The following is a 20,775-nucleotide window of genomic DNA, read 5'->3' on the forward strand; positions in this document are numbered from 1 at the left end:
TTACTTGTATTCGTTTGGTATGGCGAAGGTTATTCCTCCGCTCTCCGTGCGGCCTCCGCCAGCACTAAAGGTCTGTTGGCCGACCATTGAGCCAGATAAGGCTCGAAATAACTATTGTCTTCAAGCAGGATCAGCTTGCTCTTGTAGCTTTCGAGGACCCGAAAAATGTCCGGTCGGATCTTCCTGTCAAAGTCGCGGTTCCATTTCATCAGCTGCAGCAAATGAGAAAAAGACAGCATGTAATTGCCTGCCTCCAGCCCAAGCCTCTGCTTAATGAACCGGGATACGATTCTCCTGCTTCGTTTGCGTACCGGCGGGTCCAAATAAATGATGGCGTCCGCCTGCTTGAAGCTATCGACCAGCCAGCGGTGATGAACCCCCTCGATGATCCAATGATCCTGTGACAGCACGCTTTGCAGGATGGCATCCCGCACCTCCTCCGGATTGCGGGTATCCCCCTTCGGATTGCGGCGCCACACCATGTTGTCCGTCTGGTAATGCGGGAGGGACAGCCGCTCGGCCGCCCGGCCGGCCAGCCATGTTTTGCCGCTTCCGATGGAACCGATAATATGGATTTTGCCCGGACTTTGGGCTATTGACGAAGGCGCAATGCACGCGATAAGACCTCATCCTCGCTTCTAACAGTATCGTATCCTACTATTATAAAGGAATACAGGTTCCTTTCCAATATCTCCATGCGCATTGTCTCAGTGTGCTAAGCCCCGCCATCCTTGCCTGAAGACTGCCGTTGCTCGGCCTGCAGCTTGCTTACCCCGGCGAGAAACGTATCGATCAGATGCTGCAGCGTATCGTCCAGATCCAGGGGAAGGCCAAATCCGCCTTGCTGCTCCAGCGAAGCGAAGCCATGAAGTAGGCTGCGAAAGCAGCGGATCGCATGCAGCGCCTTATCTTCCCTCAGCTGATACGCCTCAAGCACACGCAGGAGCAGCGCGAGGATACGCTCGCTCGCCTGCCGATGTTCCGTATCGTCCTCGGCAGGCGCTTGCAAAGTCGCCTCATAGAGGCCAGGATGTCTTCGGGCGAAAGTCACATAGGCCAGACTCATCGCCCTGATCGCCTCCTCCCCCGAACGGCCGACGGCGGCATGGGTCAGGTCGGCAGTGAGCAGCTCGATCCCATGCAGCGTCATCTCCCGTCGCAAGCCGGTTAAGCCATGGACATGATTATAAAGCGAGGGTGAACGAACCTTCAGCTTCTGAGCCAAGGAAGCCAGACTTACTTCCTTATAACCTTCGCGGTCGGCGATTTCCGTAGCTGCCTGCAGGATTGCAGGCAGATCAAGCCCGATTCTAGGTGACATGACCGCCCGACACTCCCTTTCCAGACCTACTCAATTCCGCCTGACGGATCGCCCGATCCATCGCAGGGCCAGGCTGCTCGATCAGATTGCCGTGCCCCACGGCCAGCAAGGACGGATTCAAGGCTCTAAGCTTCCTCGCGCTTTTGAGCGCAGATCGCTTATCCCAAGTAGCCATAGCCGGGAAGGGAAACCATGGGACCCACTGTCCGCTGACGGCTATGCCTCCCCGGGTTTGCAGCGCATCCCCCGCTATCAGATAATGATGACGCTGATCGAAAAAAGCCATCGAGCCCGGTGTATGTCCCGGTGCCGATACGGCGATCAGAGAGCCGATCTGGTCGCCATCGCTCAGCAGCACGTCCGCCCTTGTCTGCACGTTCTTCGGTACTCCTCCGCGAATCGGGGTTACAGGCTCCCCCGCCTCGAGTGACTTGTCGCCTGCCAACAGCTTGGAATCACGCCGTGAAATATAAACCTGAGCATCGGGCAGCTCCTGCTTCAATCTATCCAGCGCGCCCACATGATCGTCATGCGCATGGGTCAGCACGATACGTGTGATCGGCTTGCCGAGCGCTTGAGCGGCCTGGAGGATGCCCTTGGCCATGTGGGAGATGCCAGCATCGATAAGCGTCAACCCTTGATCCTCCTCCACTAAATATACGTTTACCGGAAACCAGGTCGGAAACACGGTCAATTGCACAAAATTACGAGCTTGTATCGTTCGCATTCTAATCTCACTCCTCAAACTAATATCATTAGTTTCAATATAACTAACAACATTAGTTTTAGCAAGTTTTTTTTTTTGCAAGCCCTCAAACAATTGAAGAACTGCTAAAATTGATGTACTATTCAATAATGAAAGGAGATTCATTTATGGTCCAAGTATTGAAAGAAGAGTTACGACTGGCCATTCTTCGGGCCGCGGAGGACGAATTTCTGAAGCATGGGTATACCGGGGCATCCGTCAAGCGTATGGCTGACCAGGTAGGCATTTCCGTTGGAAATCTGTACAGGTATTACAAGGGGAAGGAAGCCTTGTTCGATTCTGTTGTCGGTCCGGTCTACCTCGAATTAGAAAAGATGATAAAGAGCCAGGTTACCCGGCCTATGGACAAAGGACACATCTTCGAGCTTATCGTACATGCGTTGACGGAGTTACTTGAGAGAATTCGCAAGCCGCTGTTAATTCTCATCGACGGCAGCCAAGGGACCAAGCACGAGGACGCTAAGTTGAAGCTGTACAAGCTGATGGCCGACAACGTCGCGCAGCATCTGGAGGCGTACAACGGCGTACAGGAGCGGGAAGTGTTTGCGGAAGGGACAGCTTGGTCCGTTTCTGTTGCTTTCATGCAAGGATATTTCGAGATTATTCGCCGTCATCCGGATACCGAAGATTGCAAGAGCATGGTTCGTCAATACTTCTCATTTTGGTACCAAGGTCTGCAGGCCTTTATCTAATCGGGGTAGGCAGACTCTTTCTTTCACTCAATAATGAATTCGAATTCACTTTTAGAGGAGGACTATGCGATGGAACGACCTATTCGAAACTACAGCACGAAAAAGGGCTACAACCTGGAATATACGGTCATCGGTTACGGCGAACCGGTTCTGGTGATGCATGGCGGGCATTCAAGCTGTATGGAAGAGCTCGGTTACCGCGAGCTTGTAGAACGGGGCTACTCGGTTATCACCCCTTCCAGGCCCGGCTACGGGGGCACATCCGCTGAGCTTGGGAAAAATATATCTTATGCTTGCGAAGCCTATGTGGAGCTGTTGGATGAATGGAGCGTCGACCAAATTCATGTTATCGCCATTTCGGCCGGCGGCCCTAGCGGCATTCATCTGGCGTCGCAATATCCGAATCGAATCAAATCGCTAACTTTGCAATCAGCCGTAGCCCGGAGATGGCTGACTCCCCGTGATCCCAAGTACACGATCACAAAGCTCATGTTCCGTCCATCCAACGAAAAATATGTCTGGGCGCTGATGCGGCTCATGAATAACCATTTTCCCCGACAGCTTCTTGCAAGCATGATCCCTTCCTTCAGTACATGGCCAACCGACAAGGTACTTCAGCACCTGAACGATGAGGCTCGAAGGCAGTTTCAAGAGATGATGAAACGGCAGCGGTCGGGTCACGGATTTCTAATTGATCTGGATCAGGCTCAACAGGATTTGTCCTCTGCCCTGTCCGCCGTTCCATGCCCGGTATTGATCTTGCACAGCGTCCATGACGCTGCCGTACCCGTGGAGCATGCCCGTTACGCCAACCAGCATCTTCCAAACGCACAGTTATGTGAGCTTGAATCGTGGGGGCATCTGATCTGGCTCGGTCCCGACGCAGCCGATATGTACCGGAAGCTCTTTCATTTTCTGGAGATTTCCTCTTAAGCTGTTTTCATTTAGTCGGCCTGCAGACTATTTGTCAAATCCTCCTTTCCTGTCCCTATCAAAGCCTTAGTAGCTATCATATGCTGCAGAAGCAAGATAAGACAGCTCTTGAAAGGGGAGGTAAGGTTGTGGGCTTTATACGCATTCAGGGTTGTCCGCGCCCTCACCATATGACATTGCGCCAGCGTTTGAAGCCGCTGCTCGGAAGCACGCTTACGGTCTATGTACCCGGATCTCCTAAAGTAGGCCGCCTGCGTGGCCGGCTGCTGAATATCGGCCGCGATTCCTTCGTCATCGGCACCCACTCGATAGGCTGGGAATCGCCCTTCTACATCGTCGTCCCTGCCATTGCCCGCTTTCGCATGCACTATGAGGTCGTGGCAACGGCCAAGGATCTGGGAAGCCTCGTCGGCAAGCTGATCGGAGTCGGTCACGACTTCGTCGAATTCATCCAAATTCCCGGCTCCAATGTGCCGACGATCTTTCCCCTCAATTCCTTTACAGAAGTAGCTTGCAGCCATCAGGGAGAAGAGTGAGTCCGGACTTCGTCGCAGCTATCAAGCAACCCGTCAGGAATACTCCTCGGCGGTTGTTGGCGCGGACAGCGCGCCAAAAAAGGACAGCCCTCTACCGCCTTGAGGCGGGGCAGACTGTCCTTAGCTGGAATGAGTTACGTAATCTTAAGCCTGCTGCTCGGCGGGCTGCAGCATCTCGTAGAAATCAGGAGAGCCGCTTAGCAGCCAGTTCCGGTGAAGGACCGCTTGCTCGAGCTGCTCCGGCTCGCCAAGGGGCCAGCCCATCCCAACCCCCATGGCATAATCCTTGGCCAGCATCAAAAATCCGGCAGCCCACTCTCTCGTTCCCTTTACAGTAGGAACGAGCGGGTAATACTTGTCATAGGCTGCACGAATCAGCGTATGCACCACTTCCTGCAGCAGCGCTGGCAGATCGGCCTGCTTGACCTTCTCCGCGATATCTGCCGGGAACTCGGGCTCGTCATTGGACGCCCACGCCTCGTATTCCTCTGCCGTCACATGTCCTTGCTCCTTAGCTGTCCACAGCAGCATCCGGCTTAACGCAGGCTTAAAGGCCGCTGGCACGGATACGGTCAACTCGGGCTGCGGGTTGTCCAGATCGATCACGAACGACTCCCCGAAATTGTTAAACTTGACGTTGCCCCGAACGCCCAGCCAGCGCAGCGCCAGCAGCGCATGGGTCCGCACCTTGCTGTCCAGCTCCTCATTGCGGCACACGCGGCGGAGCAGCTTCTCGCTGCGCAGGTCCGGCAGCATGCACAGCAAGCGGACACACGAAAGCGCATGGTCGGGATCGGTGATCCACTCCTGGGCATTCTGATAGATCGTATCCACGGAACCGCCTTCATGGATCCAGTCCAGCTCGATCCGTCTTCCCGCGTATTCCTGCAGGGAGGCCATCCCTTTCTCGGCTAGCGCCTCTTCTCCATGCTCGGCTACTAGCGCTTCATAGCCCTTGCTCAGATCCGCATGCAGCTCGGTCAGCATCTCCTGATGGGAGCCGACGTCTTTCATCTGGGACACGGCATATACCCATTCGCCCAGCGCTCGCGGATTATGCTGCCACATCATCATCGCGAACGTAATCATATCCGAGTCGTAAGGCAGGTCCGGCTGCAAGGCGAACCTGGCCAGCACGGTCTGAACATCGTATTCCTTGCGCATGAAGGTCAAGGCCAGAATTAAACCGTTCCATGCATTCGCATTGTGCTTATTCTCCAGAAGCGCGCGGTATAGACAAAATGCCGCGACTCCATAGGACTCCGCTTGTAAATACTGACGCCCCATCGCGCCGTAATCCGCTGTTTGATTCATGAACGGTTCTACCCCCAAGGTGGACAAGTTGTGATGAGAACTAGACAAGACATAGCCTCAGTATACCTTATTCGATTACACTTGAAAAATATAGTTTTCCATACATGGACTTAACATGGACTTAAAGCCCCTTCTCCGGATGTTCGAACCAGGCAAACGACTGGGAATTACAGCCATTGAGCGACCAGGCTGACCCAATAAGCGGCCGGAACAAATATCGCCTGCGCCAGCAGCGTCCCCGCGAATCGGGAGATCATCAGCATCCCGAATATTCGTCCCAGCTTGCCCCGCTCCTCCGGCCGCGCAATCGCCTTATCGGTAATCAAGGCCAGTCTGGGGTCGACGAAGATCGTCAGCAGGATCGTCGCGACTCCGTTGATCAGCCCAGACGATTGGGAAGCGGTCAGACCGACCGCGGGCACCAGATAGGCGGCATACAAGGAGGCGAGCACGCCGACCGTATACACGGCGGTGATGATCGTATTTAACAGCAGCAGCCTCTTCGGAATTCCGTAATAACGCAGACTCTGAAGCATCGCCAGCCTCGGCTTGCGCACATGATAAGCGGCATGCCTCAGCTTGTCCACCGTAACGCTCGTAATGAGCCGGGGAAGCGAGCCCTCAAGCTCCAGATGCACAATGACCCGGGCGAACAGGAAAACAAACGTAGGAAAAAGTAAGATCGCCAGCAGCGTCCCGAGTGACGAGGCCCCCAGAATATAGCGCAAATAGGTTTCTAATGGAAAGGCTGCGTCGTTCTTCGCCCGATCGATGATATTGGCCGTGAGCGGAGCTTGAAGCATATTCGCCGTCCGGGATACAAGCACGACGATGCCTGTCAGCGACAGTGCGACCGCCAGCTTCCCGGCCCGGACGCCTGCCAGACGTATGGCGTATGATAGCGTCTCCGAAGTGTGAATCGCTAAGGTCAGAAGGCATACCATCAGCAGCGTATTCAGCAACGCTCTTCCCTCCAAGCATCATAGCTTAATAGGCGGCCTATGCCGCAGGGTCAGGAGGGAACGGAAAGCAGCCCCTGCTGTACGATGGCTACCAATTGTTCCCGGTTGTCAGGGTGACAGGCGATCAGATAAGGGTGATCCAGCATGCCCTCGAACGGGCGTCCTTCAAAGTCAAGCACCAAGCCGCCCGCCTCCAAGACGAGGAGAACGCCCGCATATAAGTCGCCTCCCTCCGAGTTATAGAGCACGATCCCCTCGATATCTCCCTTGGCCAGCATGCTCCATTGGATTGTCGGCGCCCATAGACGCATCATGCGCTTGAACGACAGGTCAAGATGCTGGCGCAGGCGGACGGCCGCCTCTTCGCGCCGTACCTGATGGCCCTGAATCCAGCCCACCGTTCCTTTGGCCAGCTCCGTCCGGCTGCGAATTTCCAGCCTGGCGCCATTGCAGGTTGCGCCTTCGCCCTTCACCGCCACGAACATCCGCTCCGTCATCGGCTCGTAGATAACCCCGAGCAGCGGCTGCCCCTTGTATAGGAGAGCGACCGAGACGGCAAATACCGGCAATCCGATCGCATAATTATTCGTTCCGTCCAAGGGGTCCACCAGCCACAGCCAGTCGCTGCTTATGCCGTTATCCCCGGCCTCCTCGCTATCGATCCGATGGCCGGGGAACTCGCTGCGGATAGCTTCGAGAATGACGGCTTCCGCCTCGCGGTCCGCCTCCGTGACCAAATCCCCGTACCCATCCTTATCCTCGATGCATGTCAGATTATCGAACCGCTCCTTAACCAGTCGCCCCGCTTCCAGCAGCGCCTGGACCGAAAGCTCCTTGGCCTTGCTCAGCACTTCTTTCGTCGACATAGAACCCTCTCCCTCTCCCTCTCCCGAATCCTACGGATTCAGCCACAAACACGTAACCGAAAACTTATCAGCCTGCTACAGCCACTATACTGTAAATTGGATCAAATTGTAAATCCTAATCGCTATTCGCTCGGCCAATGCCTGCTGAGAGGATCCGGTTACGCCTTTCCTGGAACGGGTGACTCTCTATAAGTCCTGCGTAAGTTGAAGCAGGGCCAGGCTAGGAGCCTTTCTTTCGGAAAGGCTCCTTAACCGTCATGAATCCGGAAACAGAAGCTCCCTTTCATCGTATCCAACTCACCGAGCAAGGCTTTCGCCTTCGGGCTTCTCGCCGCGAAGGGCTGTCCGTCTACCAACGGCTGCCTGGCGTAAACCTTCCGCACTTCCGCACGGTAGGCGTCAGCTTCACCCTCATCGCAGAGCACAAGCCGGTGAGGCTCCTCGAGCAGCACACGGACTAAGCTGCGGACCACAGGATCGGGCGCTTGCTCCAGCTCACTCAGCAGTCTATGATCCGTCATAGTTACGACCTCATCTATTCGTCCTGCCTCCTCCCCAAGCCACCGTGCAACCGCCTCGCCCAGCAGCGCATCGAGCGCCACATGATAAGGATTGAGGAAGATCCGGTGATCCAGGACGACCGCTTCGATCAGCTTCATGGCCGTCTCCTCGTCAGCCGCGTTCAAGTAGCAGCCTTCGAAGCCAAGACGGCCAATCCAGGTCGAAGGCGTATCCGGGAAGCAGCCAGCCGCTGCGGTATCTCTCAAGAAGCTATCGAGATGATCGATGCCGAGATACTCCGAGCGGTGGGACAGTGGCGAGTCGGTGTTCAAAAGTCGGGTGATGGTATCGGGAGACAACCCGTGCTTCCTTAAAATCCTTGTGATAGACTCCGAATAAATCCACCTTTCGGTCTGAGCATGATGGTCCTTCCCTATTTTACTTTCAAAGGCATGAGAGAACGGCAGATGACCAGCATCATGCATCAAGGCGGCCGCATGCAGCTCGCGCCAATCCGGGAAGAACGTTTTAGCCAGTGCCCATACCCCTACGGTGTGGTCGTAGCGGGAATGCTTCACCGGACAGACCAGGGCAGCCGCGCCATAATGACGGATATGGCGAAGTCTTTGCAAGGCTGGATGCTGGAGCAGCTCCAGCTCGAAAGCAGAGGCTGGCACGGCGAGCCGATACAGGGGCTCCCATACTTCTCTGCTCTCGCCTGGATTATGAATCACATGAACATACACAACAAGCACCGCCTCTTTTTTCGGGAAGGATCTGAAAGACATCGGGAAGTCGACCCGCTCCGGATCGCCCGTTCACAGGTCGATGACCGCCCGGTACAGCTGCTGGTTCCATTCCACCTTGCCCTGCAGCGCCTCGGATACGAAGCGGAGCGGAACATACATCCGGCTATCTTCCAATATTGACAGCGGTACGGACAATGCTAGCGATTCCCCGTTAACCTTAGCTTCCATTTGGCCATCCCGAAGCTGCAGCGTTGTGCCTTCGTAACGAATGGTGGCCTCCCGGATCGTCGCGTCCCACTCAAAGTCAGCCTGAAGCGCGGTGAGGAACGGCCGGATCGGCACCATCGTCGTATCGCCTACAAGCCTTCCCTTGAAGTCGGTCAGCAGCTTTCCTTCCAGCTCGATCTGGACCTTGGGCGAGCCTGTGCGCCTTACGATTAGCGCATTGCTAAGGCTGCGGCCGGGTGTCGTCAGCATAGTTCCGTTCGCGTACAAGCCCGAGCTAGCCCCTCCGTCGAGATTCATCGCCTCGCGCAAGCCAAGCTTCACGGCTATGCTCGCGAGTTCGGCGATCGTGGCCGATGAGACCGTTCCGAAAACAAGCCGGTCGTCCCCGTCTACGCCGACAAAGCTTCGAGCAGCCGCCCGCTGCGTGATCCCCGGATCATCGTAGCCGTCACGGGCAAAGTTAATATCCGGCGCTCCGTCCGTTACCAGCCTGGGACCCGCTCCGAGTGCGGCCAGCCAAGACTCCGGCTGCATGTTCTCCCCTTCTCCCGAAGCATGCGCTTCGACGGTGACCGAATCTCCCACATGCAGGCGGGGAAGCACATGGGTCCGATTGTTGACGCTGTTGCCCAGGAACAAGACATGCCCGCCTGCCGGTACCGCCACCGAATCCTCGGTGATGCGCGTAATCAATCCGTCCTCGACTACGATTTTCGTGCCCCCGTCGAAGCCGATCCAGCCTCCGAAATCCTCCGTGAACCAGATCGTCTGGTCCTCGTTGCCTTCGCCATAGTATTTATTCACTCCCCACGGCTTTACGGTATACGTGCTTCGGCCATGAGTGACCTGCACCGCCACGCCTAAGCTCAGTTTGCGGATATCCGGGATTTTATCCGGTCCGATGACCAGCATTTGATTATCGCCGGAATGCATAAGCTCTCCATCGGCAAGAAGCGCCCCATTAGGATAGCGGATATAAGCGTTTTTCTCGTAGGCATTGAAAAAGGTTCCGTTCACCGCCGCAATCGCCTGCTCCCGGCCAATGATCGATGCGAAAGCTTCATCATGGCCTACCCCGCCTTTAGCCAGTACGGGCACAACCTCCAGCGAAGGATCCTTCACATCAACCGTCACGGCCTGGATAGAGAAGGACTTGCCGTTTATATGGAGCTTGCTTGAAGAGTGGGCAACAGGCTCAGCCGCCATGCCTGAAGATGTCAATGCAGAGACCCATACGATGACCGCGAGAGAAGCGGCGGCGGCACGTTTTTTTGGGGAAATAAGCTTCATGTTCTCAATTACTCCTGCCTGATCGAATTTGTATGCATTGATCGTTTCGATACTCAGACGAGCTGGACGTTCATCCGGCTAAGCCGCTCCAGAATCTCCTTCACAAGCCATGCGGCATCTTCCGGACGATGGACGATATCCGTGCGGTCCATATCGACTACCAATACCTCTGAAGCGTTATAGTGCTTCATCACCCAGTCGTCGTAACCCGCCCACAGCAGCCGATAATAATCGACAAGGGACTGATCCTGCTCGAAGCTGCGTCCCCTGAGCCCGATCCGCTCCATCACCGTTTCGAATGATCCCTTCAAATAGACCATCAGATCAGGCGCTTTCTTAGGGAGCTCGGCGAGCTCTTCCATCATATTGTCAGCGAGCGATTCGTAGATAGCAAACTCCTGATCGCTGATTCGTCCGAGCTGAACGTTCACCTTGGCAAAATACCAATCCTCGTAGATACTGCGGTCCAGCACGTTGCGGTCGTGGACCAACGCCTTCTTGATGGCCCGAAACCGGGTGTTCAAAAAATGCAGCTGCAGTAAAAACGGATATCGCTTTCTGTCGATTTCTTCCGGTGAAGCCGTATAAAATAAAGGCAGTATCGGGTTATCGTCTACGCTTTCCAAAAACACCTCGGATCTCAGCGCCTCTCCGAGCAGCGTAGCTACCGACGACTTCCCGAGCCCGATCATTCCTCCCACCACAATCACAGCCATTATCCCCTTTCTCCTCCTGCAAGCTTCCTGATGAACTACAAGATGAAACCTGTTTATTATAACAGGGAAAAGCATACGGCGGGAGCTCCTATTCAGGCGAAATGAGGAAATCCATAATTTGGTTCCTGCCTCTCGGCGTCCAGCTCATCACAAACCAATTGGGAATTAATCTCACTTGATTCCGGCTAACGGCCGGAATGGCATTCCAAGCAGCTGTCCGCCTCATTCGCTCAAATACCTCTTCGCTGCCGGCACGAATATGATGCTTCTGGATAAACAGATGCTCCGTTTCTAGGACAGGCAGCGACTCCGGGGGCATCTCCCATCTCCAGGTATCCTCAGGCACCTGTCCGCCAGGAGCTGCCTCAAGCTCCCCGTATAGAAGCTCGTTCAGCGGATGATGGACCCTCCCCTGTATGCTGACCGCCCTATGGCTAACCTGCATGACCGTCACCCGGCCGCTGCCTAGCATCGTTTTTAATTGTTGACGGACATCCGTGATGCGCAGCTCCAGAAGGGCCAACGCTTGCTCCGCCTCCCGTCTCCGGTCTACCAGCTCGGCGATTTTTATGAAGTTGGTCCGCCAATCCCATATTTGAAAATCGACGAATACATGCGGAGCGACAGCCCTAAGCTGATCCTGAAAGGCCGTATGGTAATGATCGCCGATGATGAGATCCGGACGGCTTTCCGACATTTTACGCAGCTGATGGTCGAAGAGAGCTTGATACTCATTCGGGTCCATTCCTGGATAAAGGTATAAATCCGCCGAATACACCGGCTCGATCCCTACCGAAAGCAAGTAGTCCCTGTAGCCTAGCGAAGATGCAACTCCCACTCTAAGCTTGTCCCGCTTCATATATAGTGTAGGTGCGACACCGACCTTACGCTGAAACAGCCGGCTGAAGTAAAATTCACTCCGGAAGCCGACAGAAGCAGATACCTCTTTGACGCGACTATCCTCTTGCCGGAGCAGATGCTTGGCCTTGTCGATGCGTAACTGGTTGACATAATCGAGGGGGAGAAGCCCCGTTGCTTTCCTAAACAGCCGGGAATAGGCGGCAGAAGTCATTTCCGCAATGCGAGCCAGAACGTCCACGCTGATCTTGCCGTCGTAATGGCTTTCCATATAAGCAATGCTTCGTGCGATGCGGGAATCGCCGCGGTCCGCCGGCTCTGTCCCCTCGTCTGTCAGTCCGTAGATCAGGGTCTCCAGCTGCAGACGCAGCGTAAACGCTCCTGCCCTCCCAAGATGCCTGCTGTTTTTCTCCAACTGGACGATTCGGTCCAACACCTGCTGGGGATGACGAAGGGGCACGAGTCCTGCAGCCAGATTTCCATGCAGTCCGGGCGCATCCTGGACGACCAGCTCTCCCCTCTTTTTAATGATCACAACCGGCTTAAATAACACAGCGGCAACCTGTATCGGACCGCACTGTGCGGTCGTCTCGATCATCATGCCGGGCACAAGCACATACAGCTCCAGCGGACGTATTCGGCGAACCTCTCCATCCAAGAGCAGCACGGCCTCACCCTTCGTAATCAAACAAAGCATATACACCGGGACGCGGTAAACCCGCGCCTCCGGTGTATGGGGAAATGTTCGTCTGCGAACGGACGAAAACATATAGATAGAATCGACTTCCCTGTGAGACGAAGACATAGCTGCCTGCACCAACCTTCCCCCTACATAACCTATTGTTCATTATATAGGTTTGCGCCGCAGCAGCAAATAGATCATAAAAGGCGCCCCGATAAGAGCAGTGACAAGACCGACGGGAATCTCATAGGGAGGAAACGCGGTTCTGCCGATCAGATCGGCAAGCAGGACCAGGAAGCCGCCCATCAGCGCGGCAGCAGGCAACAGCCTGACACTTCGATTTCCGACCAAAAGTCTGGCCAAATGCGGAGCCATCAGGCCGACGAACGAGACGGTGCCCGCTACGGATACGGCAGCCCCTGCCAAGCCGACACTAATCAGAACCAGCGCACCGCGCGTCCGTTCGAGGGGCACCCCCAGCCCTACGGCCGCAGCTTCTCCCAGTTGGATGGCGTCGAGTGATGCAGCCATGAAGAGAACAAGCGGTACCAAGACAAGAATCCAGGGCAGCAGCGGCCCAACCTGTTCCCAAGATCGACCGTATAAGCTGCCCGCCATCCAGATGGCCGCTTGCGTTACACGGAAAATACCGCCGATGGTCATCAGGTAGGTAATGAGTGCCCCGGCCATCGCAGATATGCCGATCCCGACAACCAGCATGCGAGATGGCGAGCTTCCTCTTCTCCATGAACATACATAGATCAAGACGGCTGCGAGTAATGCGCCTGCGAATGCAGCAAAGGGAAGTCCGGCTGCAGGGAAGGACGGAACGAGTACAATAACGGCAACGGCCGCCGCTGCCGCTCCCGCGTTGAGCCCTATCACTCCGGGCGAGGCAAGAGGATTTCCGGTGACGGCTTGCAGGATGACACCGGAAGCGGCTAACCCGCTTCCGACCAGAAAGCCGGCCACGACACGGGGCAGCCGCAGGTTCATCACCGTAAATCGGTATTCACCGCTGCCGAGCCCTAGCGCCGTCGTCACTGCATCGATAACCGGTATTTCACGCTCCCCCATGACAAGGTTAAACACGATTACCGTTAGGTTCGCAGCTGCCAGCAAAACTAGCCAGAGCTGCCAACGTTTTCGCTGGATCCAGTCCTTCATGCGGCGCTCTGCCTCCTCTGCGCCAGGTAGATAAGAAATGGCGCTCCAAAAAAAGCAGTCACTACTCCAACCGGAACTTCCTGGGAGGGTAGTACGAAGCGCGCCCCAATATCGGCAAGCATGAGCAGCAATGCTCCGAGGAGCGCGGAATAAGGCAATATCCACCGGTAGTCAGTACCCACTAAAAATCGGGCGATATGAGGAACGGCAAGACCTACAAAACCGATTGGCCCGGCAAGGGCAACGGCACTTCCCGCCAACAGGAGGATAACACCGATACATACAGCTTTTGTCGCAAACAACCGCTGGCCCAGACTCTGGGCAACTTCATCGCCTAGGCTGATCAGACTAATCTGTTTGCCCAACAGCAGGGCGCCTAGCAGCCCGGCTGACATGTATGGAAGGACCATGCGCATCAGCTCCAGATCACGCCCCGTGAGCGAGCCTGCCAGCCAGAATCTCATCGTATCGAGAGATTGCTGGTGCAGGATAAGCACGCCCTGGGTAATTGATGCCAGCAGCAGATTCATCGTCGCTCCGATCAGCACCAGCTTGACGGATGTCAGCCTTTCTCTTCCCCAGGAACCGAGCAGAAATACGATCGCTCCCGCTGCACCAGCGCCAAGGAGCGCAGACCAGACGAATGTCTGGAGCGAGGCATCCGCCACCAGGAACAGCGCGATTACAGTGGCGAGCGCCGCACCGTAATTCACTCCGAATAGCTCGGGCCCCGCCAAGGCATTACGGCCGAGCGCCTGCATCACGGCTCCGGCCACGGCTAATGAACTGCCGACCATGCCCGCGATCAAAGCCCTGGGCAGACGGACCGTTCTGACAATCAACTGTTCGTTGGAGCCATCAAAGGCCAAGAAAGCGTCTGATACGGAATGCATGCTAACGCCGACAAGACCAAATGCCAAGCTGGCCATAAACGTGATTACGACGAGAATGAGAATAATCCCCATTCCCCCCAGTTTAAGCTTTGACATACAAGCCTCCCTCCATGTACGAAACCCATTATTCACAAAGAAAGGGTTGTCTATGGAGACAACCCGCATTCAGGCATTTGACGTAAAGTCGAATGCGATTACTTGACTAAATATTGGTACAGATCGTCGACGACCTTATGGACGGCCTGAATACCGAGTCCACTCATCCAAGTTTCCCAGTCCACCTGCTGAACCTTGTTTTGCCTGACCGCTTTCAACGGGGCCCATAACGGAATGCTTTGAAGCCGTTCAAAGCTGCCTTTGTCCCGCGTGAACCAGAAGATGAAATCTCCGTCGGCCTCCGCAATCTGTTCATCCGTCAAATCCTTGGAAAAGCCTTTCCCCGACTGGGCACTCGGACGTTTGATCCCGGCATCCGCAAGTATGACGCCGCTGAAGGTTTCGTTCAGATAAATTTGGACCTTGTCTTTGCGCGTCCGAATGACCGAGACTTCCGGGCTTTTCGGTTGATCGCCCAGCTTGGTCTTCAGTTCCTTAATCCGCGTATCGTATTCGTCCAGCAGCCTCTTTCCTTCGCTGGCCTTGCCGACTGCTTCTGCATGAATCAGCAGATTCGCTTTCCAAGTGACGCCAAGCGTTTCGACGAAAACCGTTGGGGCAATTTGAGACAGCTGCTTGTGAATCTGATCATGCGTGTCCTTGTTCCCTATAATCAAGTCCGGCTTCAGACGATCGATAGTTTCCAGATTCGGTTCATTGACTGATCCGATATTCTCGATGTCCTCCGTGCCCTTGAGATAAGCGGGATATGGCTCTCCAGGCGCCAGAATAGATGGAGCTCCAATGGGCTTGATCCCCAGCTTCAGCAGGTTGTCAAGCGCCCCGACGTCAAGGACGACGACACGAACCGGATGGACTGGAATATGAACGTCCCCGTACGCATCTTGTAAAGAACGGGTTTCACCCTTGGACGCGGTTGCCCCGCATCCCGCGATGATGAATAAACAAACCGCCATGACAACCAGCGGTTTCCAGTAATTCCGATAGCTGCCCAACATTCGTGCCAACATGATATAAGCCCCCTATGAAAATGATAATGATAATTATTCTTAACCAAGAATACTGGACGGGCTTAATATTTGTCCATGCACAAACTCACCGATCTCATGTCCTAATTCGTGTCAGTCCATGCCCTTTGAATACCCATAAATGGGAAAACCGCCCGTGTCACTCCACCGGACGGTCCTGCCACTTTCGAGATACGAATAGACGGATTCGCCGTCGTACACGACGAACACGCTAACCATCCAGCTTGCTCGCCCACTGCTTCAAGCTGTCCTGTCCATTCACGTAGATTCGTTTAAGCTGAAGAGGCGCTTGCCTGGAGGTAGCCAAGCCCTGCTCGATGGTGAAAGCATATCGGAAGCCCTGTTCCTTCAGGATCGCCAGCGTCTCCTTGTTGAAGTCCCCATACGGGTAACAGAACGCCACGGACTTAACACCAAGCTTTTCTTCGATTAGCCGGCTGGCCTCCGTGATCTCTTCCCTTTGTCTCGCGGCAGAGAGCTTGGAAAGCCTCGGATGCGTCATGCCATGCGGCTGAATATCCCATCCCGCTTCCTTCATCTCCCCGGCCTGCTCCCAGGTTACATACCCCGGTTCCCCCACCGCTCCGGGCGACATAAACAAGGTCGCGGGAAAGCCATATTGCTTCAGAATGGGCATAGCCAGCTCATAATTATCCGTATAGCCATCATCGAAGGTGAGCAGCACCGGCTTATCCGGCTTGACGCTTTTACGCTCTAGGATGAGCATAAAGTCAGCCATAGTGACCGGCGTATAACCTTCCTTGGCCAGATACGCCATCTGGCTGGCCAATAGCTCCGGGTCAAGCACAAGCGTGCTGCCCGGCTTCTTGCCAATGCTGTGATAGTTAAGCACCGGTATCGCAATGACCGGCGCCTCGGAGGCGGCTTCGGCTTGCAGCGTCTTGACGGGCTCGGCCGCGATTGCCTTCGGACCTGTTGCTTCGGCCAACCCTCCGGGGGCTGGTTCCACCTCTTTGGGCCTTTCAGGCTCTTCTACCCCGACGGGTAGAGCTCCTGCGAGCACGGGCTCGGCCAGTTCGGATTCGCCTGTAAAGGCGCTGAAGCGAGCTGACGAACCCGGTTCATGAACGGAGGTTTCACGCCCGTTAGGTTCATGACGGGTCTCTCGGGAGGAATGCGGCTGAAAGACATGTAGAGCGGGCATATCCGGATCGGCATATTCCTTAGAGTCGACAGCTACCAGGGAACAGCCTTGGAGCAAAATAACGAGAGCGGTGAGTAGACAAGCGATGTGGACCGACCATCGGTTCATGGGTCAGTGCCCCCTTCCCCATTCTATAGGCCTATATATATCCCGTTTCTCCTCCGAACATACATGGAAGCGCTTTACTTTCTTCGGCCGACAAATAATCGATCCCGGAAAGAAGGGTAAGAAGCGATTACCCTCCCAAACCGAACCCCGTAAATATTTCATATCATTAATTATTTATCCAACTAATAAACTATCCTTTAACCAAAACTACTTGGATTTAGATTTCTCCCTCTTCTCTCCGTTCTCCTTCTTTTTCTTGCCGAAAAAGGGAAAAGACAAGGCGAAGGATTTGCACGGCGGCTTTGTCTGTCCCGTTCGCATAAAATGGAGCGTCGCATTGATCTCCCCGCCGAGCAAAATAATCATACTCGACAGATACAGCCAGATCAGTAAGACGATGATCCCCCCGAGACTGCCGTAGGTTTTGGTGTAGTTGCCAAATTGATTGACATAAAAGGAGAACAACAGGGATACGGCTATCCAGCCGAACGTGGCAAAGGCCGCTCCCGGAATCACTCCCTTGAATTTCAATCGCACATTAGGCAAATAGGCGTAGACAAGCACGAATAATATCCAGAGTACGACCAAAGGAATGACATATTGAAGCACTCCCCACAGCAGCGAAAAATCCGACTCAATATGTACAAGCTTGTAAATCCATTCCCCGATCATCTTTCCGAAAACCAGCGTAACGAAGCTGAGCATAATCGCTACAGCAAGCCCTACTGTAGCCAATAAGGACAGCAGCCGAACAAGCCAGAAGGGCCTGTTTTCTTCCTGGTCATAGGCTTTATTAATGCCCTTAATAATTGCATTGACTCCATTCGAGGCCGACCAGACCGTCGCAATAAGACCAAAGGAAAGCAGCGATCCGCTTTTCGCCCCCTCGATTTCATCCAATACGCCTGCGATCATCCGATAGGACATTTCCGGCAAAATCAGGGCCAGTCTCTCGATCGCATCGGTCGTACCGATATCGGTAAAGCTAAGTACCGCTCCTGAGAAGATCAGAAACGGGAAAAACGATAAAATCAGGTAATACGTCAATTGGGCCGACAAGGCCGGCAAATCATCGTCTTCAAAACGACAGATAATCGTTTGTATGAAATCCCAAATTTTCATAAGCGTCCTTCCCCTTCCTGTCCAGTTCCCGGCTTTTACCAGCATGGGCCGGAATGCTAATTTTATTCAAGAATAACCGAATTCGCGGATATTGACGCAAAATAACCGGTTCCAGGGGAACCGGCTTAACGTAAAGACCGATAGTTGGGCGTGTGTATCGGTGAGAGACTCTCGGTAACTGAGCGGTTATTTCTACTCGGCCTAGGCGTCCATACGGACAACCGAATACGTGTCGGCTGGCGCATCCTTGATGAAGGGACTGAACTCGCCCGTACAGTAAAGATGAAGCTCATGCATGGCTCGCGTACATGCGGTATAGAACAGCCTCCGCTCGGATTCGCGGCCATAGCTTTCCTGTGAAGCGTTATAAAGCAGGACGGCATCGAACTCTACGCCTTTAGCCAGATAGGCGGGGATGACGACCATGCCCTGCTCGAAGGTCACGGTCTCCATACCGACCAGCCTGACCGGCAGCCGGTCCTTCAGATAGGCGTAAACCGAACGGCTCTCTTCGATGGTTTTGCATAGCACCGCCAAGGTAGAATGGCCTTCTTCTCGAAGCGCCTCCAGCTTCTGCACGACTAGCTCCAGTTGCTGTCTGGCATCTGCAGCCACGGTAACGACCGGTCTACTCCCGTCGCGGTTGAACGGCTCGATAGAAGCTCCGTTCGGCATCATGCCCCGGGTGAAATCAACGATTTGCCGGGTAGAGCGGTAGCTTTTGCTGAACATCACGGTTTGAGTGCGTTCCTCACCGAACCGCTGCACCAGATCGCGGAAGCCGTCGCTTTCAGCCGCCTGAACATGGATCGCCTGGTTCCAGTCTCCGAGCACCGTCCATCTCGCGGAGGGGAACATCTGAAGCAAATATGCAGTCTGTATAGGGGAGTAATCCTGAGCTTCATCGATAAAGACATGGCGAACCTTCAGATTACGGTGGCTGCCCTCAAGACGATCCTTCAGCAGCACATACGACGTGGCATCCTCGTTAGGAAGCTCACCGCTTGCGAGCCGTACGGCCGTATCCGCACAGATGGCCGGCCATTCTTCGGGAATCGCCGCATGCGGGGCAATCTTGCCGGCCAGATGCGGATCTTGGAACAATGCCATATAGGTGGCCGGCAGATCCACAAAGGAAAGTCGCTTGACCTCCCGGCGAAGCGGCTTATAGTGTTCATTCACGACCATAGCCGCGAGCGTCGCCTTCTCCTTCTCGAAGTCATCGAAGGTGTCCTCGGTGTACTGTTTTTGCCCTCTAAGCCGGTTATAGGCTTCCAGATAAGCATCCCTGTCAAGCAGCTCGATCTCTTCCTCGACCCACGGCGCATGGCGTTCGGCCTTGGCGAATTGCTTAAGCTGCTGCCGCATCCATTCCGCCAGATCAAGCAGTCGGTTCGGTATCGACCAGTTCGATTCATACGCGTAGAACCGGCTTCGTATCGCGGCTGCGGATAACAGCTCCCTACCGCGGAAGGAGATGCTCTTGAATACGATCCCGTCGGTCTTCAACCACGAGACGTAGGCTTCCATTACATCCAGAAACGCCATACTGGCCTTGAAACGAATGCCGGCCCTGCGGGCTTCGTATTCAGGCTGCATCATGGCCGTCAGCGAGTACTCAAGCTGCTCGAACGGATTTTCGACCTGGAAAGCCGCTCCCACCCGATGCTCGACATATTCCTGAAACGTCGTCTGCTGCATATTCTCTTCTCCGAGTTCGGGCAGCACGGTAGAAACGTAGCTGTTGAACATAGGGTTAGGGGAGAACAGCAGGATATGCTCAGCGCTAAGCGTCTCACGGTAACGGTACAACAGATAAGCCACGCGCTGCAGAGCGGCCGATGTCTTGCCGCTTCCCGCCGCCCCCTGGACCACAAGCAGCCGGCTGGACGTATCCCGGATCACCTGGTTTTGTTCCCGCTGGATCGTAGCGACGATACTCTTCATCTGAGCGTCGGACTGCTTGCCCAGAACCTGCTGAAGCAGCTCGTCGCCGATCGTAATCCCCGTGTCGAACAGACTGCGGATCTCCCCGTCGCGAATGATATATTGGCGCTTCAGCTCCATGACTCCTTCGATAGAACCCGACGGCGTATCATAAGCCGCCTCTCCCGGGGCAAAGTCATAGTACATCCCGGACACAGGAGCTCGCCAATCATAGATCAGGAAGGTTTCCCCGCTGTCGTCAAGCAAGGACCCGATCCCGATATAAATGCGCTCCGAAGCCGTCTCACCCTGCTCCACAAAGTCAATGCGTCCGAAATAGGGAGTATCCTTCAGGCGCACCAGCACGTCAAGCTGCGCTCGCGCATGGCGGTGGCTCCGCTCCCGTTCGGATAGAACCTCGGCTTGCTGCTTCATACTTGCAAACGTTTCGGCCGCTTCCGCCGCATCCTCGAAGTTGACGGTCACATCATCCCAAAATTCTTTGCGGATGGTGACGATTTCCGTCCTGACCTCGCCGAGCTGCTCCTGCAGCAAAGCGATCCGCTCGCGGATGCATCCCGCTACCTCACGCACACGTTCCTGCTCCTCCAACCAATCCGGGTGTACGTTCGACCTCATCTCTTGTGCTCCTTTACCAAATCAATAGGATCTCTTGACAATTGCTATTGGATTGTGATAAGATATTTATGTGATCTACGTCCAAAATTTATTTTTTGGGCGTAGTTTTTCTATTTTATCATGAATGAGTATGTAAATCAATTCCAACCTCGATGACTTGCTCGGGATGCGTTTCCCCGTTGGGGCCGAATAAGGA

Annotated in this window: 19 protein-coding genes; 3 read left to right on the plus strand and 16 right to left on the minus strand. The window is 54.7% G+C overall.

Features of this window, described 5'->3' with window-relative positions; translation table 11 throughout:
• Nucleotides 1-29: 29 nt before the first annotated feature.
• The 3 genes from GSF01_RS11795 to GSF01_RS11805 all read right to left on the minus strand — a co-directional run bounded on the left by GSF01_RS11795 (nt 30) and on the right by GSF01_RS11805 (nt 2,048).
• Nucleotides 30-482, minus strand: a complete 453-nt coding sequence (locus tag GSF01_RS11795) for a P-loop NTPase family protein (RefSeq protein ID WP_201305370.1) — start codon at nt 480-482, stop codon at nt 30-32.
• 233 nt (nt 483-715) lie between these two features.
• A complete protein-coding gene (locus tag GSF01_RS11800; RefSeq protein ID WP_159884184.1) occupies nt 716-1,321 on the minus strand; it encodes a TetR/AcrR family transcriptional regulator in 606 nt (201 codons plus the stop codon).
• Nucleotides 1,311-2,048, minus strand: coding sequence for an MBL fold metallo-hydrolase (locus tag GSF01_RS11805; RefSeq protein ID WP_159884186.1), 738 nt, complete (start codon nt 2,046-2,048; stop codon nt 1,311-1,313). Before GSF01_RS11805 ends, GSF01_RS11800 begins: the two co-directional genes overlap by 11 nt.
• A gap of 146 nt (nt 2,049-2,194) precedes the next feature.
• On the opposite strand from GSF01_RS11805, the gene GSF01_RS11810 reads away from it, so the two are divergent.
• From GSF01_RS11810 to GSF01_RS11820, 3 genes are all read left to right on the plus strand, one after another.
• Nucleotides 2,195-2,779 (plus strand): TetR/AcrR family transcriptional regulator, encoded by a 585-nt coding sequence (locus GSF01_RS11810; protein WP_159884188.1) that lies wholly within the window; start codon nt 2,195-2,197, stop codon nt 2,777-2,779.
• 69 nt (nt 2,780-2,848) lie between these two features.
• Nucleotides 2,849-3,712, plus strand: a complete 864-nt coding sequence (locus GSF01_RS11815; RefSeq protein ID WP_159884190.1) for an alpha/beta fold hydrolase — start codon at nt 2,849-2,851, stop codon at nt 3,710-3,712.
• 128 nt (nt 3,713-3,840) lie between these two features.
• Nucleotides 3,841-4,248, plus strand: coding sequence for a hypothetical protein (locus GSF01_RS11820; RefSeq protein ID WP_235941416.1), 408 nt, complete (start codon nt 3,841-3,843; stop codon nt 4,246-4,248).
• A gap of 144 nt (nt 4,249-4,392) precedes the next feature.
• Here GSF01_RS11820 and GSF01_RS11825 read toward each other — a convergent pair whose 3' ends face one another.
• The 13 genes from GSF01_RS11825 to helD all read right to left on the minus strand — a co-directional run bounded on the left by GSF01_RS11825 (nt 4,393) and on the right by helD (nt 20,579).
• Nucleotides 4,393-5,562: a HEAT repeat domain-containing protein gene (locus GSF01_RS11825; protein ID WP_159884192.1), complete on the minus strand. Its 1,170-nt coding sequence runs from the start codon at nt 5,560-5,562 to the stop codon at nt 4,393-4,395.
• A gap of 167 nt (nt 5,563-5,729) precedes the next feature.
• Nucleotides 5,730-6,524 carry a lipid II flippase Amj family protein gene (locus GSF01_RS11830; RefSeq protein ID WP_159884194.1) on the minus strand — a complete coding sequence of 265 codons (795 nt, stop codon included), beginning with the start codon at nt 6,522-6,524 and terminating at the stop codon, nt 5,730-5,732.
• A 50-nt stretch (nt 6,525-6,574) separates the two neighbouring features.
• The gene (locus tag GSF01_RS11835; RefSeq protein ID WP_159884196.1) at nt 6,575-7,390 is read right to left on the minus strand and encodes an inositol monophosphatase family protein; all 816 of its coding nucleotides are present in this window, start codon (nt 7,388-7,390) and stop codon (nt 6,575-6,577) included.
• A 248-nt stretch (nt 7,391-7,638) separates the two neighbouring features.
• Entirely contained in the window at nt 7,639-8,679 is a 1,041-nt protein-coding gene (locus GSF01_RS11840) for an HD domain-containing protein (protein ID WP_159884198.1), read from the minus strand.
• Between the two features lie 30 nt (nt 8,680-8,709).
• Nucleotides 8,710-10,158 carry a phosphodiester glycosidase family protein gene (locus GSF01_RS11845; protein WP_159884200.1) on the minus strand — a complete coding sequence of 483 codons (1,449 nt, stop codon included), beginning with the start codon at nt 10,156-10,158 and terminating at the stop codon, nt 8,710-8,712.
• A gap of 53 nt (nt 10,159-10,211) precedes the next feature.
• Nucleotides 10,212-10,874, minus strand: coding sequence for a deoxynucleoside kinase (locus GSF01_RS11850; RefSeq protein ID WP_159884202.1), 663 nt, complete (start codon nt 10,872-10,874; stop codon nt 10,212-10,214).
• Nucleotides 10,875-10,962: 88 nt separating this feature from the next.
• Complete coding sequence (locus GSF01_RS11855; RefSeq protein WP_159884204.1) at nt 10,963-12,549, minus strand: AraC family transcriptional regulator; 1,587 nt, start codon at nt 12,547-12,549, stop codon at nt 10,963-10,965.
• Between the two features lie 30 nt (nt 12,550-12,579).
• Complete coding sequence (locus tag GSF01_RS11860) at nt 12,580-13,581, minus strand: FecCD family ABC transporter permease (RefSeq protein WP_159884206.1); 1,002 nt, start codon at nt 13,579-13,581, stop codon at nt 12,580-12,582.
• Nucleotides 13,578-14,570, minus strand: a complete 993-nt coding sequence (locus GSF01_RS11865; protein WP_159884209.1) for a FecCD family ABC transporter permease — start codon at nt 14,568-14,570, stop codon at nt 13,578-13,580. The genes GSF01_RS11860 and GSF01_RS11865 overlap by 4 nt, the downstream gene beginning before the upstream one ends.
• A 98-nt stretch (nt 14,571-14,668) precedes the next feature.
• Nucleotides 14,669-15,601, minus strand: coding sequence for an ABC transporter substrate-binding protein (locus GSF01_RS11870; RefSeq protein WP_159884211.1), 933 nt, complete (start codon nt 15,599-15,601; stop codon nt 14,669-14,671).
• A 229-nt stretch (nt 15,602-15,830) separates the two neighbouring features.
• On the minus strand, nt 15,831-16,892 hold the full coding sequence (locus GSF01_RS29635; protein WP_235941417.1) for a polysaccharide deacetylase family protein: 1,062 nt from the start codon (nt 16,890-16,892) through the stop codon (nt 15,831-15,833).
• A 207-nt stretch (nt 16,893-17,099) separates the two neighbouring features.
• Nucleotides 17,100-18,014, minus strand: a complete 915-nt coding sequence (locus tag GSF01_RS11880; RefSeq protein WP_159884213.1) for a YihY/virulence factor BrkB family protein — start codon at nt 18,012-18,014, stop codon at nt 17,100-17,102.
• Between the two features lie 201 nt (nt 18,015-18,215).
• Nucleotides 18,216-20,579, minus strand: coding sequence for an RNA polymerase recycling motor HelD (helD, locus tag GSF01_RS11885; protein WP_159884215.1), 2,364 nt, complete (start codon nt 20,577-20,579; stop codon nt 18,216-18,218).
• Between the last annotated feature and the right edge of the window lie 196 nt (nt 20,580-20,775).

Origin of the sequence: Paenibacillus puerhi, from assembly GCF_009846885.1 — a bacterium.
Classification (GTDB): domain Bacteria; phylum Bacillota; class Bacilli; order Paenibacillales; family NBRC-103111; genus Paenibacillus_G; species Paenibacillus_G puerhi.

What these genes read in the sequence shown, in the direction of transcription:
- GSF01_RS11795 (WP_201305370.1), bottom strand. Translation starts at nt 482, where the DNA reads ATGGTGTGGCGCCGCAATCCGAAGGGGGATACCCGCAATCCGGAGGAG.
- GSF01_RS11800 (WP_159884184.1), bottom strand. Translation starts at nt 1,321, where the DNA reads ATGTCACCTAGAATCGGGCTTGATCTGCCTGCAATCCTGCAGGCAGCT.
- GSF01_RS11805 (WP_159884186.1), bottom strand. Translation starts at nt 2,048, where the DNA reads ATGCGAACGATACAAGCTCGTAATTTTGTGCAATTGACCGTGTTTCCG.
- GSF01_RS11810 (WP_159884188.1), top strand. Translation starts at nt 2,195, where the DNA reads ATGGTCCAAGTATTGAAAGAAGAGTTACGACTGGCCATTCTTCGGGCC.
- GSF01_RS11815 (WP_159884190.1), top strand. Translation starts at nt 2,849, where the DNA reads ATGGAACGACCTATTCGAAACTACAGCACGAAAAAGGGCTACAACCTG.
- GSF01_RS11825 (WP_159884192.1), bottom strand. Translation starts at nt 5,562, where the DNA reads ATGAATCAAACAGCGGATTACGGCGCGATGGGGCGTCAGTATTTACAA.
- GSF01_RS11835 (WP_159884196.1), bottom strand. Translation starts at nt 7,390, where the DNA reads ATGTCGACGAAAGAAGTGCTGAGCAAGGCCAAGGAGCTTTCGGTCCAG.
- GSF01_RS11840 (WP_159884198.1), bottom strand. Translation starts at nt 8,679, where the DNA reads ATGTCTTTCAGATCCTTCCCGAAAAAAGAGGCGGTGCTTGTTGTGTAT.
- GSF01_RS11845 (WP_159884200.1), bottom strand. Translation starts at nt 10,158, where the DNA reads ATGAAGCTTATTTCCCCAAAAAAACGTGCCGCCGCCGCTTCTCTCGCG.
- GSF01_RS11850 (WP_159884202.1), bottom strand. Translation starts at nt 10,874, where the DNA reads ATGGCTGTGATTGTGGTGGGAGGAATGATCGGGCTCGGGAAGTCGTCG.
- GSF01_RS11860 (WP_159884206.1), bottom strand. Translation starts at nt 13,581, where the DNA reads ATGAAGGACTGGATCCAGCGAAAACGTTGGCAGCTCTGGCTAGTTTTG.
- GSF01_RS11865 (WP_159884209.1), bottom strand. Translation starts at nt 14,570, where the DNA reads ATGTCAAAGCTTAAACTGGGGGGAATGGGGATTATTCTCATTCTCGTC.
- GSF01_RS11870 (WP_159884211.1), bottom strand. Translation starts at nt 15,601, where the DNA reads ATGTTGGCACGAATGTTGGGCAGCTATCGGAATTACTGGAAACCGCTG.
- GSF01_RS29635 (WP_235941417.1), bottom strand. Translation starts at nt 16,892, where the DNA reads ATGAACCGATGGTCGGTCCACATCGCTTGTCTACTCACCGCTCTCGTT.
- GSF01_RS11880 (WP_159884213.1), bottom strand. Translation starts at nt 18,014, where the DNA reads ATGAAAATTTGGGATTTCATACAAACGATTATCTGTCGTTTTGAAGAC.
- helD (WP_159884215.1), bottom strand. Translation starts at nt 20,579, where the DNA reads ATGAGGTCGAACGTACACCCGGATTGGTTGGAGGAGCAGGAACGTGTG.